The sequence below is a fragment of the Acidovorax sp. FG60 genome (assembly GCF_057808995.1).
Genome location: NZ_JBMDJC010000006.1, coordinates 141,041 through 153,625 on the forward strand (window position 1 = coordinate 141,041; position 12,585 = coordinate 153,625).

10 protein-coding genes are annotated in these 12,585 nt (G+C 64.6%); 7 read left to right on the plus strand and 3 right to left on the minus strand.

From position 1 onward, the window contains the following. The first annotated feature begins 361 nt into the window (after nt 1-361). The 3 genes from ACODS0_RS11125 to ACODS0_RS11135 all read left to right on the plus strand — a co-directional run bounded on the left by ACODS0_RS11125 (nt 362) and on the right by ACODS0_RS11135 (nt 6,152). A complete protein-coding gene (locus ACODS0_RS11125) occupies nt 362-2,539 on the plus strand; it encodes an NHL repeat-containing protein (protein ID WP_488834915.1) in 2,178 nt (725 codons plus the stop codon). Between the two features lie 364 nt (nt 2,540-2,903). Then, the gene (locus ACODS0_RS11130) at nt 2,904-5,057 is read left to right on the plus strand and encodes an NHL repeat-containing protein (protein ID WP_487256872.1); all 2,154 of its coding nucleotides are present in this window, start codon (nt 2,904-2,906) and stop codon (nt 5,055-5,057) included. Nucleotides 5,058-5,219: 162 nt separating this feature from the next. Beyond that, nucleotides 5,220-6,152 carry an MBL fold metallo-hydrolase gene (locus ACODS0_RS11135; RefSeq protein ID WP_121507636.1) on the plus strand — a complete coding sequence of 311 codons (933 nt, stop codon included), beginning with the start codon at nt 5,220-5,222 and terminating at the stop codon, nt 6,150-6,152. Nucleotides 6,153-6,289: 137 nt separating this feature from the next. Here ACODS0_RS11135 and ACODS0_RS11140 read toward each other — a convergent pair whose 3' ends face one another. Both ACODS0_RS11140 and ACODS0_RS11145 read right to left on the minus strand, forming a co-directional pair. Continuing rightward, complete coding sequence (locus ACODS0_RS11140; RefSeq protein ID WP_121422203.1) at nt 6,290-6,889, minus strand: DUF4124 domain-containing protein; 600 nt, start codon at nt 6,887-6,889, stop codon at nt 6,290-6,292. A gap of 91 nt (nt 6,890-6,980) precedes the next feature. Continuing rightward, on the minus strand, nt 6,981-8,966 hold the full coding sequence (locus ACODS0_RS11145; RefSeq protein ID WP_121422202.1) for a lytic transglycosylase domain-containing protein: 1,986 nt from the start codon (nt 8,964-8,966) through the stop codon (nt 6,981-6,983). Nucleotides 8,967-8,980: 14 nt separating this feature from the next. Here ACODS0_RS11145 and ACODS0_RS11150 point away from each other — a divergent pair, with 14 nt between their 5' ends. The 3 genes from ACODS0_RS11150 to ACODS0_RS11160 all read left to right on the plus strand — a co-directional run bounded on the left by ACODS0_RS11150 (nt 8,981) and on the right by ACODS0_RS11160 (nt 10,689). Next, nucleotides 8,981-9,553 (plus strand): 5-formyltetrahydrofolate cyclo-ligase, encoded by a 573-nt coding sequence (locus tag ACODS0_RS11150; RefSeq protein ID WP_121422201.1) that lies wholly within the window; start codon nt 8,981-8,983, stop codon nt 9,551-9,553. A 126-nt stretch (nt 9,554-9,679) separates the two neighbouring features. Then, nucleotides 9,680-10,372, plus strand: a complete 693-nt coding sequence (locus tag ACODS0_RS11155; RefSeq protein WP_488834919.1) for a glutathione S-transferase family protein — start codon at nt 9,680-9,682, stop codon at nt 10,370-10,372. Between the two features lie 8 nt (nt 10,373-10,380). Next, nucleotides 10,381-10,689, plus strand: a complete 309-nt coding sequence (locus ACODS0_RS11160) for an NIPSNAP family protein (protein WP_488834921.1) — start codon at nt 10,381-10,383, stop codon at nt 10,687-10,689. A gap of 24 nt (nt 10,690-10,713) precedes the next feature. Here ACODS0_RS11160 and ACODS0_RS11165 read toward each other — a convergent pair whose 3' ends face one another. Continuing rightward, nucleotides 10,714-11,169: a hypothetical protein gene (locus tag ACODS0_RS11165; protein ID WP_121507639.1), complete on the minus strand. Its 456-nt coding sequence runs from the start codon at nt 11,167-11,169 to the stop codon at nt 10,714-10,716. Nucleotides 11,170-11,214: 45 nt separating this feature from the next. On the opposite strand from ACODS0_RS11165, the gene ACODS0_RS11170 reads away from it, so the two are divergent. Further along, nucleotides 11,215-12,468: a multifunctional CCA addition/repair protein gene (locus ACODS0_RS11170; RefSeq protein ID WP_488834923.1), complete on the plus strand. Its 1,254-nt coding sequence runs from the start codon at nt 11,215-11,217 to the stop codon at nt 12,466-12,468. Nucleotides 12,469-12,585: the final 117 nt, after the last annotated feature.

Sequence of the window (12,585 nt, forward strand, 5' to 3'; positions counted from 1 at the left end):
CACGGTAGACCCGAGCTGGAGCGGAGCTGGAGTTGCAGCAGCGGGAAAAGCGCGGCCCACGTCCCGCAACCATACGTTTCCCCGGTGACTGCAGAGGCACCTTTCCCACACCCGGCTCCTGCGACTTTGCACCAACGCTGGCCGTGGCCTGGGTAGTTCGTCGACGCGGCCCAGAACGCCGGGCCACGGGTCTGGCGTCTGGCGTCTGGCGTCTGGCGTCTGGCGTCTGGCGTCTGGCGCTGCATTTGCAACAGGTTGAAACAAACACGTACTTCCATGCTCCCTACGCATAATCAACCAGCAGCGAAAAGGCCCGTCCTTGGCGCAGGCCCGCTTCAAGTTCATCAGGGAGGAACCACTTATGAAACCCATGTCGCGACAACATCGGCCTGCCCTCCCCTGGCTGGCAGGTTTGCTCAGCCTTTCCATCTTTGCCACGTCCTGCGGGGGCGGTAGCGGCAGTGGTCCGGACGCAGGCAACCCAGATACCCCAGTCCCCGAGCCCACACCTGCACTCAGTCTGCTGGCCGGGGCCACCCACCGGTCCGGTTACCTGGATGGCGCCGCCGCCGATGCGCTTTTTTCCGGGATACCAGCACTCTCGCTTTCGCCCACAGGTGACTTGCTGATGGCAGACACAGGCAACCATGCCATCCGGAAATGGGCAACCTCCGGTCTCGTCAGCACCTTCGCAGGCGGCCAAAGTCCGGCCCCTGCACCCTCAGTCACTGTCCACTACGCCGATGGCGTGGGGCCAGCTGCACGTTTTTTCTATCCAACAGCGGTCGCAGCAGACGCGTCAGGCAACACCTACGTGGCGGACACAGCCAACCACCTGGTGCGCAAGATTGACAGCACCGGTGCCGTCACCACCATCGCAGGTAAACCCGGCGTGTGTGGCAATGCCGACGGCCCCTCCCAGGGCTCAACACTCTGCGCTCCTCGCGAAATAAGGCTGGACAGCGCCGGGAATCTCTATGTCGGCCAGGGTAGCTACGCCTACCCAAAGATTCGCCAGATCACCCCTGCGGGCGTCACCAGCACCCTGCCCATGGAGCTGCCGGAGCCGGAGCGCTCCAAGTTCGTCGTAGATGCCTCCGGCATCGTCTACTTCACACACGGGAGTTCTATCAAGAAATCTACCCCCACCGGAGAAGTAACCCATGTCGCTGGCAACCAAGACATTCAGGGTGCTGCCGATGGCGATGCCGTGACGGCCAAGTTCAGCATCCTCCACGATTTGGCACTGGATGCCACCAACGAGCTTTATGCGCTGGATGGACATGACCCGGTCACCATTCGCCATATCGCCAAGAGCGGGGCCGTGTCCACCCTGACCCTCACAGCCCCTGCGGCTTCGGGGGGTAGAAGCCTGGTCGTTGATCGCAGCGGCAACTTCATCGTCAGCCTCGCCAATGTCCAATCCACGTGGATTCAAAAATACCATCGCGATGGCACCCGATCCACCCTTGTCGGGAAGCCCACGGCGGCGAATCCCGAGGCCGTCGCTGCAGACGGTCCGGGCACAGATGCGCGGTTCAAGGCTCCTCAGGCGATGGCTCTGGCGAAGTCAGGAGCGCTGTATGTGGGCGACTACGACGCTGGCAGGGTGCGCATCGTCCGCCCCGACGGCACCACAAGCGCACTCCCGCTCCAATGGCCTGCAGGCTTTGCGAACCCCTCCTGGCGGGCCATGGCGGTAGATGGGCAGGACAACATCTATACGGCCTCCACGGCACCGTTTCCTGGCGATCCCAATCTGGTTTTCAGGATCAGCCCCACCGGCCAAGCCTCGGTCCTGGCAGATGTGTCCACATGGGTTCCCCCATTCGTCCATGGTGGCAACACCTACAGATATGCTGCCGCCATCAATGGGGTTGCCGCCGACGCTGCAGGCAATGTCTATGCGGCGGGCGTCAATGGCGTCATCCTCAAAATCACCGCCGCAGGCGAGGTCACTTTGCTGGCCGGCAGTCCCGGCGCATTGGGCCACGTGGACGGACAGGGCAGCGCCGCGCGCTTCTCCATCCTGGGGAATATGACCCTTGATCAGGCGGGCAATCTGTATGTGGTGGATGGGCTCAATGACGCGTTCACCGGGATTGGCCCCACCATCCGCAAGATCACACCCGCCGGCATGGTCAGCACCGTCGCCGGCAGGGCCGATCTGCCCGCTGGTCTGGTGGATGGGCCGGCCAGCAGCGCGCGCTTTGCGGCAGCCAGTTACAGCAGCTACTCAGCTGGCGGGGTTTACATCGGGCAAGACTTTGGCTCTCTCAATGGAGAAAACGGCGGCACAGCCAGCCTCGCAATGGATGCCAAGGGCAATCTGTACGTCACGGATCCTGTCAACAGCGTGGTTCGCAAGATCTCCACAGAAGGCCAAGTCAGCACGCTGGTCGGTCGTGCCGGGCAGCGAGGCTTTCTGGGAGGGGATCTTCCGGGCATCATTCACACGCCTATCGGCATTGCCGTGCGGGATTCAAAGCTGTACCTCGCGACACGCAATGCAGTAACGCAGGTGAACCTTCCTAAGTAGCGAAAACCCAGCCGTTTGGCAAAGACAGCAGGCGAGCGACGCTACTACGCGCGAACCGCGCGTACGCCACACTGCGCTGCCATGGCGACTGGAAACCGCTTATGTTGGAGAGGCATTTTGTAGAACCAGAACCTTGGAACCGAACCAAGCAAAGCGGTCCCTTCGGTGCGTAATTGCCCCCCCGGCGACGACCAGCTCCCAGAGCTGACTTGCAACTGTTTGAAACATAAGACTCTCGGGGCCGTGCGCAAATCAATTGGCAGCCGGAGAGCCCGGTGTTGAAGAAATCCACGTCTACTTTCATGCGGAGCATTCATTTGTGAAAACCGAGTCACGACAAACCCCATCCGTCCGTTCCTGGCTTATGGTCACACTGAGCCTCTCCCTTCTGGCCGTGTCCTGCGGCGGCGGTAACGGCGAAGACACTACCCCACCACCTCCCGCCCCCAAAGGCGTGCTCAGCATGGTCGCGGGCGCCACGCAGGGCACCGGCTACCAGGATGGCGCAGCCACCGACGCACTGTTTGCAGCCCCTCCGGCACTCGCGTTGACACCTGCCGGCGACCTGATGTTGGCGGATTCAACCAACCAGGCGGTACGCAAATTGACCGCCTCGGGCACGGTCAGCACTGTTGCGGGCGGGCAGCCCCCGCGCCCGTTCTCCTTTGCCAGCCCCCCAAACTACGCCGATGGGCCGGGGCCGGCAGCACGCTTTGACAACCCATCGGCGGTGGTTGTCGATGCGACGGGCAACACGTACGTGGCGGACAACTACACCGTGCGCAAGATCGACAGCCAGGGAGTGGTCACTACGTTGGCCGGAAAACCCGGCGAATGCGGCATTGACGACGGCCCGCTGCAGGCAGCAACGCTCTGTGGTGTGGACGCACTCCGGCTGGATGGTGCGGGGAACCTCTATGTGTTGAGCAGTGGTGGCGACCGCCCCTTCCGCAAGATCACCCCGGCGGGCGTGGTCAGCACCCTGCCGCTGGAGCGCAAATGGAACCTGCCCTCCACATTTGTCGTGGATGCATCGGGTGCGCTGTTCATTGTCGCTGGCAGCACCATCCAGAAATACACACCACAAGGTGGCTTGGTTCACGTCGCCGGCTCGGCAGACGCCCGGGGAAACACGGACGGCGATGCCGCCACTGCCCGGTTTGGCACCTTGCTCGACTTGGCACTGGATGCATCTGGAAAACTGTACGCCCTCGACCAATACCCCCCGGCGTATGAGACGACCCAAGACCACTCGATCGCCGTGCGCCGCATTGGCGAGGACGGCACCGTCTCGACGGTGCTGCGCATTCCCGATGCGCAGACGGCCAAAAGCCTTGTCATCGATGCGAACGGCAGTTTCATCGTCAGTCTGGGCAACTCGCTGTCGGCGTGGATCCAGAAATTCCGCCTGGATGGAACGACTTCCGTTCTGGCGGGCAAGGCCACGCCGTACGATCCCAAGCCGGTGCCCGTCGATGGCCCAGGGTCGCAGGCCCGTTTCATCGCTCCTCTCGCCATGGCCTTTGCCAAAGCCGGGGCGTTGTATGTGGGGGACGCGAGCAGCATCACCACCCTGCGCAAAGTGGGATCGGATGGCAGCACCAGCACCTTGCCACTCACCTGGGACACCGTTCCGACCGAAGTGCAGAGCAGGCCGTCATGGCGGGCGATGGCCGTCGATGGCAATGACAACCTCTACACCGCCTCCCACGCTTGGGTGCCGAACCAGCCCAGCTACGTCTACAAGATCACGCCCCAGGGCGCCATCAGGGTGCTGGCGGACCTTTCCCCCTGGTTCCCGCCTTTTGAATACGCAGGGCGTTCGTACAAGTACGGCGGCCCCGTGAACGGATTGGTCGCGGACGCAGGGGGCAACGTCTATGCAGCGGGTGTCAACGGCACCATCGTGAAGATCAACCCGCAAGGCACCGCCAGCTTGCTGGCCGGCAATGCCGGTGTGCTCGGCCATCAGGATGGGCAGGGCAGCGCTGCACGCTTCTCCGTTCTGGGCAACATGACCCTGGATGCCGATGGCAACCTGTACGTGGTCGACGGACTGCATGACGCCTTCACAGGCATCGGGCCCACCATTCGCAAGATCACGCCGGCAGGCGTCGTGAGCACCGTGGCCGGTCGCGCCGACCTTCCCGCAGGCTATGTCGATGGCCCGGCCGCCAGCGCGCAGTTGACCGTGGCGGGTTACTCCACGTTGCTGATCGCCGCGACCATCCCCTGGGGAACGGATTTTGATGATTTCCGCACCACGTGGGGCGGCACGGCCAGCCTGGCCGCCGATGCCAAGGGCAACCTGTACTTGACGGACCCTCGCTACAGCGTGATTCGCAAGATTGCGAAAGACGGACAAGTCAGCACCGTGGTTGGCCAAGCCGGACGGAAGGGCTTCCTGGCCGGAGAGGCCCCTGGCATCATTCACACGCCGGTGGGCATTGCCGTGCGGGATTCCAAGCTGTTCTTCAGCACCCGCAACGCGGTGGTGCAAGTGACCTTGCCACAGTAGCCACGCGCAGCCAGATGCCGCTGTCCCGCCGAGCGGCATCGATGGCGCGGGCATGCGGGTTTTGGAGGACTGCGGGCACGCCAGACCTGCAGTACGCTGGACAGCAGACTGCGGCGCAGCGTTTGTATTGATACCCGCCGCAAAGCCTTCACTCTCGCCTTCATGCCCACTACTGCGCCACACAACCTGCTCCCCCCTGAAATCACCGTCCTGGAGCGCGGCTGGCTCTCGGCCAACAACATCCTCTTCGTCGGCCACCACGACACGGCCATCGTGGACACCGGCTACTGCAGCCATGCCGAACAGACTGTGGACCTGGTGCGCGACGCGCTGCAGGGCCGCGCGCTGGACCGTGTGCTCAACACCCATCTGCACAGCGACCACTGCGGCGGCAATGCCGCGCTACAAAAGGCCTGGCCCGGCGTGCTCACGGCCATTCCACCCGGCCAGGCCGACCATGTGCGCCAGTGGGATGCCTATGCGCTCAGCTACACACCGACGGGCCAGGAATGCCCACCCTTTCGGGCCGACACGCTGCTCATGCCCGACTCGTGCGTACTGCTGGGCGACAAGCCCTGGCAGGTGCATGCCGCGCCGGGGCACGATCCGCATTCGGTGGTTTTGTTCGAGCCCCAGGGCCGTGTGCTGATCTCGGCCGATGCGCTGTGGGAAAACGGCTTTGGCGTGGTGTTTCCCGAGCTGGAAGGCGAAGACGCGTTCGCCCAAGTGGCCGCAACGCTGGATGTGATCGAGCAGCTATCACCCCAGGTCGTGATCCCCGGCCACGGGCCGGTGTTTGCCGATGCGCCCCGTGCCATCGATGGCGCACGCCGCCGCCTGGACGGTTTTGTGCGCAACCCGGGCAAACATGCGCTCTATGCGGCCAAGGTGCTGCTCAAGTACAAGCTTTTGGAATGGCAGCAGATCAGTCTCCAGGACCTGGCTGCCTGGGCGCAGGCCACGCCCTACTTCGGCATGCTCCGCGAGCGCCACTTTGCCGATCAGGCCGAGGTTGAATGGCTTGGCAGCCTGAGCGACGAACTGGTGCGGTCCGGTGCGGCCACCCGCCAAGGCGACATGCTGCACAACGCATAGATACAACGTCGGCCCGGACCTTGGCATCCCGGCTGACCGCAGCAATGCACCTCAGTCAGTGCCGCCATGGCACGCCCTTGACCGAGCCGCTGCAGGCATCCCTCTTGGGGGACGGCACACAGCGCCTCGGCACGGCTTCAATGCTTGTGCTGCTTGTCGCACCCCGTCACATGGTTGTTGCTGCTGGACATGCACTGGTAGAACGCCTTCTTGTTGCCCGATGCGCCCTGGCAGTCCGATACGCTGTATTTGCCCTTGGCTTCACGGATCTTGGGTGCCGCCTTGTCAAAGTCCGCCTGGGCCATGTAACCGTCGCGCACGTTCTTCTGGCCCACTTCCAGCATGAGGTCGGCTTGGTAGTGGATGTTGTCCACGGCGGTGGCGCAGTTGAGCGGCACTTGCTTGCCGTCCACCGTGCCCAGGGCCTTCTTCAGCCCCTCGCCAAATTCCTGAACGTCTTTCGGAATCTTCTTGGTGCCGTCGGGGTTGAACTGGGTGGCACCCGCCGACTTGCCAGCAGAAGAGGCGCTGCCCTTGCTGCCTGCACCACCGCTGCCACTGGTGCCGTTGTTGTTCTGCAGCTTCATCGGCTCGGCATCCTGCGAGGTAGGCGGCGGCTGCGATCCGTAATGGGTTTTACCGTCGGCATCGACCCACTTGTACACCGGCTGCGCCTGCGCTGCTGCGCCCAGAACCATCGCCAGGGAGGCCATGGCCACCCAACCCAGTTTTCTCATGGCTTCCCCCTCAAAATATTGGAAAAAATAGGCCCTAGCGCTTATCCGATAAGCGCTAGCAGCTCTTCTATTTATAGCAACCACCGGCCCATCAGGGCAAATCCTTGTTCACCTCTGGCAACGCCGCATCGCGCGGGCCGATCGTGCCCAGGCGGCTCTTGAGCGACTGGGGCTGGCCTGTAAGCATGGCTGCGTAGTTGGTGGTGTTGGACAGCACCTTCTTCACATAGTCACGCGTCTCGGCAAACGGCACGTTCTCGGCCCAGATGGCGGCGTCCAGCACCGGGCCGTTGCGCCAGCTGCGCGGGCGGCCGGGGCCTGCGTTGTAGGCGGCCGCGGCCATGGGCATGGAGCCCGCAAAGTCGTCCAGCGCGAGCTTGAGGTAGGCGGTGCCGATGGTGATGTTGGTGTCGCGGTCGTTGATCTGATCGGCCGTGAAACCGTTCAGACCGATCTTCTTGGCCGTCCAGCGCGCGGTGGCGGGCATCACCTGCATGAGGCCCGAGGCGCCCACGTGCGAGCGCGCATCCATGATGAAGCGGCTTTCCTGGCGGATCAGGCCGTACACGTAGGCCGGGTCCAGGCCGATGCCATTGGCACGCTCCACCACCGCGCTGCGGAAGGGGGTGGGGAAGCGCTGCGTAACGTCCACCACGCTCTTGGTGCGCTCGCTGGTGTTGATGCAGCGGTCCCACACCTCGCGCTGGCAGGCGAAGTCGGCGGCGGCCAGCAGTTCGCGGTCGGGCATGCCGCCGCTTTGGTGCAGGTTTGTGGTGTAGTTCCACTCGCGCACGCCTTCGCTGCGCAGGCCCAGCAGGATGGCGTACAGTGCGCGGTTGAGCCCCGGGTTGGCGCGAGCGGCGGCCTTTTCTTCGGCGGTGAGGGGCGCGGGCGCGGGCGGCGTGGTGATGCGCTGGCCCAGCTCTTCGAGCGCCAGCTGCTCATAGAAGCCGCGCGTTCCGGCAATGCCTTCGAGCAGTTGCCGTGCTTCGGCGCGTTCGGCATCGCTCACGCGGCCCGCCAGCAGCGAGCGCGCCTTCCAGTACACCCAGGTGCTGTCCTGGCGGCCTTCAGGGCCCATGGCGTCCACCGCCTTGCCCACGGCCTTCCACTGGCCAGCGCGCAGGGCGGCACGCACCTTCCAGCCCAGCAGGTCGTCGTTGAGGTCGCTGTCCTTGGTCACATTGGCAAAGTAGCCATGGGCGTTGCTGGCCAGCTTCTGCGCGGCGGTCTTGCCAATCACGCCCCAGGCCCAGTTGCGCTCTTCGGCAGAGAGGTGCACGCCCCATTTGTTCTCCAGCTGGTAGGCCGCGCTGTCCGGGTCGCTGGTGGCCAGCTTCAACAGGGCGAGCAGCACCAGTTCCTGCCGGGCCTTGCCAGCGGCAGTGGCGCGCGAGAGCAGGTACTTGCTGGGCGCATCGAGCACATCCTTGACCTGCGGCAGCGATTCCGGCGAGACGATTTCGACCGCCGTACGCACCACGCGGGGGCGGTTGGCCTCCACACCCAGGCGGGCCTTGCGCCACACATCCAGGGCCGAGAGCTTCTTGTAGCCATACAGCTCGCGCGCGGCGTGGGTGCAGCCATCGTCGGCGTCGCGGATCGCATACCAGTTGCTGCGCACGTCCTCGGCCACGGTGGCCGGTGCCGTACCCTTGATCTGGTCGATCAGCAGCGCGTAGCAGCGCACTTCGCGGTCGTCCGACATGCGGTAGCTCGGGTGCTGCTCGGCAAACTGGCTCCAGTCGCGGCGCTGACCCAGCAGCAGCAGCCAGTCGTTGCGCAGGCGGTCTTCCTGGTAGGTGCCGGCGTAGCGCTGCATGAAGGACTGGATCTCCTGTGGCGAGGCCTCGCCCAGGCGCACGCGCAGCTCCCAGTAGGCCGCCCAGGGTTCCAGCGCGTGGCCGCGCGCGGCGGGCAGCAGCTGCGCGAGCTTGTTGCGGTCGCCCTTGCGGAACGCCTGCTGCATCTCCAGCAGGGTATCGTCACCACGGTTTTGCGCCATGACAAGGGGCGCGGTAGCAGCCAGCAGGGTGGCGGCCACAAGGGGTGTCAGAATCGCTCTGAGAAATTGCATGGGGGAATTATCTGATGGACAAAGCAGCCCTTCGGCGCGCATTGATAGAAGAACGCCTCAACCTGCCCGACCGCCTACAGCGGGCCGACCTGTTACAGCAGGTGATGCGCATCTGGCTGGTGAACCGGCCGGATACGGTGATCGGCGCCTACTGGCCCATCAAGGGCGAGTTCGACCCCCTGCCCGCCCTGCACCGCTGGAAGGAAGACGGCGAGCTGCTGGACGAACCCCTGCGCCGCCGCATCGGCCTGCCGGTGGTCAACAAGCAGCACAAGACCCTCACCTTCCACGCCTGGTACCCCGGCTGCCCCATGGAAGAAGACGCCTACGGCATCCCCAAGCCCAAGGACACCGAGGTCATCGTGCCCACGCTGCTGTTTGTGCCCTGCGTGGGCTACGCACCGGGTGGCTACCGGCTGGGCTATGGCGGCGGGTTTTACGACCGCACGCTGGCCACGCTGCAGCCCAAGCCGTTCACCGTGGGTCTGGGCTTCACCCATGGCTATCTGGATGATTTCGAGCCTGAGGAGTTCGACCTGCCGCTCGATGCCATCCTGAACGACAACGGGGTAGTCTGGCCTGTCTGACCGGCCAGACCGGCTCCTCGGGGCCCGGTGATGCGCGCTGCGCATCATTCAGACCTTTTTTGGCATCGCTGGCGCATCGCGCAGCCGCTAGCATGACGGGCTGACCTTCATTTTTCAGGTGTCCCCATGTTCAAGCTCTACATCGGCAACAAGAACTACTCCTCATGGTCCATGCGCCCCTGGGTGCTGCTCAAGCAGGCGGGCATTGCGTTTGAAGAAGTGCGCGTGCGCTTCGACAGCTTTGACGCCGATTCGGAGTTCAAGCGTGTGATGAGCCCCGTGAGCCCCACGGGAAAGGTGCCTGCACTGGTCGATGGCGATCTGGTCGTGTGGGACACCCTGGCGATTGCCGAATACGTGGCCGAAACCCACCCCGACAAGAAGCTCTGGCCCGCGGACGCCAAGGCCCGTGCGCGCGCACGCAGCGTCTGCGCCGAGATGCACAGCGGCTTCACCGCCCTGCGCGGCAACTGCCCCATGAACATTGAGGCGAATCTGGCCGATGCCGGCGCGCTGATCTGGCGCGACAAAGCCGGCGTGCGCACCGACGTCCAGCGCCTGGTGGAGATGTGGAGTGCACTGCTGCAGGAGCACGGCGGCCCTATGCTGTTTGGCGAGTTCACCGTGGCCGACGCCTACTTTGCCCCCGTGTGCATGCGCCTGCACTCTTATGCCCTGCCCGTACCCACCCCCATCCCGGCCTATGTAGACCGCGTGCGCGCACTGCCCGGCGTGAAAGCCTGGATCGACGAAGCCCTGGCCGAGAAGGACTTTCTGGACTTCGAAGAGCCGTACCGCCTGCGCCACACCGAGGGCTGAGCATCGCCATGGCTGTCACCGTCTACCTGCGCTACGTGCTCAACACCAGCAAGCTCAAGGAGTTCGAGCACTACGGCAAGCTGTGGATTCCACTGGTCGAGAAGTTCGGTGGCCAGCACCACGGCTACTTCATGCCCAGCGAGGGCGCCAACAACATCGCGCTGGCGCTGTTCACGTTTGAGAGCCTCGCGGCCTACGAGGTGTACCGCCAGCAGTCGATGCAGGACGCGGAGTGCCAGGCAGCGTTCCGCTACGCCGAGGAGACGGGGTGCATCGTGAGTTATGAGCGGAGCTTTTTCAGGCCGGTGTTCCGCTGAACAGGCGTGGGCGCACCCGCCCAACTACCGGAACTGCTTGCGCAAAAACGGCTTGTGCCGCGCAATGTGCGCTAACTGGGCGGGGGCAATGGTGCCGCCCAGGTCTTCCTCCTCCGCGTTCAGCACTTGGTTGGCATAGGCGAGCGCACGTGCTACCACCTCTTCGTCGCTCACACCCTGCTGCGCAGCCAGATCCAGCGCCACGCGCTTCATGGCGCGCTGTGACAGCATCCACATGGCGCCGAAGGCGTCCCACGCGGCCATCGCTTCCTTGAACTTGTCGCGGTCAGCCAGGATTTCATTGAGCGGCTTGGCCAAGATCTCCTGCAAGTCGTCCACCTTGGCTTTCAAGGCTTCGAGCTGCGCCTCGCGCTGCAGGGCCTCGGCGGCGGCGTTGGCCGCTGCGTCGGGCGCCGTGGGCACGGGCACGCTGCCGTCGGGGTTGAGCTGGGCAATGGTGAGTTCGGACGATAGGGACATGGTGGGCTGGAATATACGGCCGAGTGCTCGTCCTAAACTACACCGATGCAAATCTACATGGTGGGCGGCGCGGTCCGCGACAAGCTGCTGGGCCGGCCGGTGAATGACCACGACTGGGTGGTGGTGGGTGCCACGCCCGAGCAGATGCTGGAGCTGGGCTACCTGCCAGTGGGCCGAGACTTCCCGGTGTTTTTGCACCCCGAGACACGCGAGGAATACGCGCTGGCCCGCACCGAGCGCAAGAGCGGGCGCGGCTACCGGGGCTTTGTGGTGGAAAGCTCGCCCGAAGTGACGCTGGAAGAAGACCTTTCCCGCCGCGATCTCACTATCAATGCAATAGCTACTAGCGCTTATGGGACAAGCGCTGGAGGCATTTTTGACCCATATTCTGGTGCCAAAGACATCGAGGCGCGGGTGCTGCGCCATGTGACCGACGCCTTCCGCGAAGACCCGGTGCGCATCCTGCGCGTGGCGCGGTTTGCAGCGCGGTTCACCGACTTCACGGTGGCGCCCGAGACGATGCAACTGATGCGCGAGATGGTGGCGCATGGCGAGGTGGACCACCTGGTGGCCGAGCGCGTGTGGCAGGAGCTGGCGCGGGGCCTGATGGAAGAAAAGCCTTCGCGAATGTTCGAGGTGCTGCGCGAGTGCGGCGCGCTGCAGGTGCTGTTGCCCGAAGTGGCGCGCCTGTGGGGCGTGCCCCAGCGGGCCGAGTACCACCCCGAGGTGGATACAGGCGTGCACCTGATGATGGTGCTGGACATGGCGGCCCGGCTGCAGGCGCCACTCCCCGTGCGGTTTGCCTGCCTGGTGCATGACCTGGGCAAGGCCACCACGGCCGCCGACGTACTGCCGCGCCACATCGGGCATGAGGAGCGCAGTGCGGAGCTGCTGAAAGACGTGGCCGAGCGCCTGCGCGTGCCCGTGGACTGCCGCGAGACGGCCGATGTGGTGGCCCGCGAGCACGGCCACATCCACCGCAGCACCGATCTGTCGGCCGCCGCGCTGGTGCGCCTTCTGGAGCGCTGCGACGCCATCCGCAAGCCCGAGCGGTTCGCCGACATCCTGTTGGCCTGCGAATGCGATGCGCGCGGACGGCTGGGGTTTGAAGAATCCGCCTACTCGCAGCGCCAGCGGCTGGCGGCTGTGCTGGCGGCCGTGCAGTCGGTGGTCACGCGCGACATTGCAGCGCAGGCGGCGGCCAAGGGCGTGGCTGGGCCGCAGGTGGGTGCGTTGATCCACCAGGCGCGGGTGGAAGCGGTGGCGCAGTGGCTGCAGCCCCGCAGCGACGTTGCCTGACCCTGCACACCACCGCCCAAGACGCGGACAGCCCCTCCTACAATCCGCGTCCGCCTGTATTCCATCCGGGGTACAGCCTTGCAAGAACCTGGTGCAGTTTCGCGCCCCACAGCCATC

What these genes read in the sequence shown, in the direction of transcription:
- ACODS0_RS11170 (WP_488834923.1), top strand. Translation starts at nt 11,215, where the DNA reads ATGCAAATCTACATGGTGGGCGGCGCGGTCCGCGACAAGCTGCTGGGC.
- ACODS0_RS11135 (WP_121507636.1), top strand. Translation starts at nt 5,220, where the DNA reads ATGCCCACTACTGCGCCACACAACCTGCTCCCCCCTGAAATCACCGTC.
- ACODS0_RS11125 (WP_488834915.1), top strand. Translation starts at nt 362, where the DNA reads ATGAAACCCATGTCGCGACAACATCGGCCTGCCCTCCCCTGGCTGGCA.
- ACODS0_RS11145 (WP_121422202.1), bottom strand. Translation starts at nt 8,966, where the DNA reads ATGCAATTTCTCAGAGCGATTCTGACACCCCTTGTGGCCGCCACCCTG.
- ACODS0_RS11160 (WP_488834921.1), top strand. Translation starts at nt 10,381, where the DNA reads ATGGCTGTCACCGTCTACCTGCGCTACGTGCTCAACACCAGCAAGCTC.
- ACODS0_RS11155 (WP_488834919.1), top strand. Translation starts at nt 9,680, where the DNA reads ATGTTCAAGCTCTACATCGGCAACAAGAACTACTCCTCATGGTCCATG.
- ACODS0_RS11150 (WP_121422201.1), top strand. Translation starts at nt 8,981, where the DNA reads ATGGACAAAGCAGCCCTTCGGCGCGCATTGATAGAAGAACGCCTCAAC.
- ACODS0_RS11140 (WP_121422203.1), bottom strand. Translation starts at nt 6,889, where the DNA reads ATGAGAAAACTGGGTTGGGTGGCCATGGCCTCCCTGGCGATGGTTCTG.
- ACODS0_RS11130 (WP_487256872.1), top strand. Translation starts at nt 2,904, where the DNA reads ATGGTCACACTGAGCCTCTCCCTTCTGGCCGTGTCCTGCGGCGGCGGT.
- ACODS0_RS11165 (WP_121507639.1), bottom strand. Translation starts at nt 11,169, where the DNA reads ATGTCCCTATCGTCCGAACTCACCATTGCCCAGCTCAACCCCGACGGC.